The 1,107-nt window shown below is 47.4% G+C and carries 1 protein-coding gene; it reads right to left on the minus strand.

The genetic code is table 11. The annotated features are described in order from the left end of the window. Nucleotides 1-1,036, minus strand: a protein-coding gene (locus ABRZ28_RS24230; RefSeq protein WP_330521875.1) for an IS3 family transposase whose coding sequence is annotated in 2 segments (ribosomal slippage) — nucleotides 1-784 and nucleotides 784-1,036 — 1,037 coding nt annotated over the 2 segments. Because the reading frame shifts where the segments join, the coding sequence is not laid out codon by codon here. This gene is flagged as partial in the annotation. Nucleotides 1,037-1,107: the final 71 nt, after the last annotated feature.

Genomic DNA, 1,107 nt, shown 5'->3' on the forward strand with positions numbered 1-1,107 from the left:
TTCGGCCTTTCGTGATTATAAAACCACTGCCATTCTGTTGCGTACCGTTGTAATTCGTCCAGTGAGGAAAATATATATTGCCCCAGCCAGTCATAACGCACTGTCCGGTTATAACGCTCGATATAGGCATTTTGCTGCGGTTTACCCGGCTGGATAAAATTTAGTTCAATGTCGTTGTTTTTAGCCCATTGCATCAACTCGCTACTCGTATATTCCGGACCATTGTCACAACGTATTGAAACCGGTTTCCCTCGCCACTCAATCAGACGCTCCAGCGTTTGCTTTACCCGAACCGACGGTAACGAGAAGTCCACTTCTATTGCCAGTGCCTCACGGTTAAAATCATCAATGATGTTCAATAACCGGATTGAGCGGCCATCTGCTAGCTGGTCATGCATAAAGTCCATCGACCAGCTTTCATTGCTTTGTTCCGGTACCCTCAACGGCGCCGGCTCTTCCCGTTTCAATCTTTTCTTCGGCTTAATGCGCATATTTAGCGAAAGCTCACAGTAAATCCGGTATACCCTTTTAGGGTTCCAGCCGAAGCCCTTTACATTGCGGAGGTACAGATAACACAGGCCAAAACCCCAGTTTCGCTGACTATCGGTAATGCGCAATAACCAGTCGGCAATTTGCTGATTTTCCTCATCAAGTTTTGGCACATAGCGGTAACAACTTTCACTGACCGAAAATATCTGACAGGCAAAACGAATACTGATGTACCTGTTTTCCACTGCCGCTTTTGCCATCTGCCGACGCTGAGATGGCTTTACCACTTTTTTTGCATGGCTTCCTGAATGATTTCAGCCTTAAGCCGTTCTTCCGCATACATCTTTTTGAGACGGCGGTTCTCATCTTCCAGCTCTTTCAGGCGAGTCATAAGGGACGCATCCATTCCGCCGAATTTAGCCCGCCACTTATAAAAACTGGCGCTGCTGATGCCATGCTCGCGGCACAGTTCAGGCACAGGCGTTCCTGCTTCGGCCTGTTTGAGGATGGCGATGATCTGACTGTCGGTAAAGCGTGATTTTTTCATAGCGAATCTCCTGCGTTCAGATTACGAGAAAATTCTACTTATGAACACTCCGCTTTTTCGGGGGGATTACC

The organism is Brenneria sp. g21c3, from assembly GCF_040240345.1.
Lineage (GTDB): Bacteria > Pseudomonadota > Gammaproteobacteria > Enterobacterales > Enterobacteriaceae > Brenneria.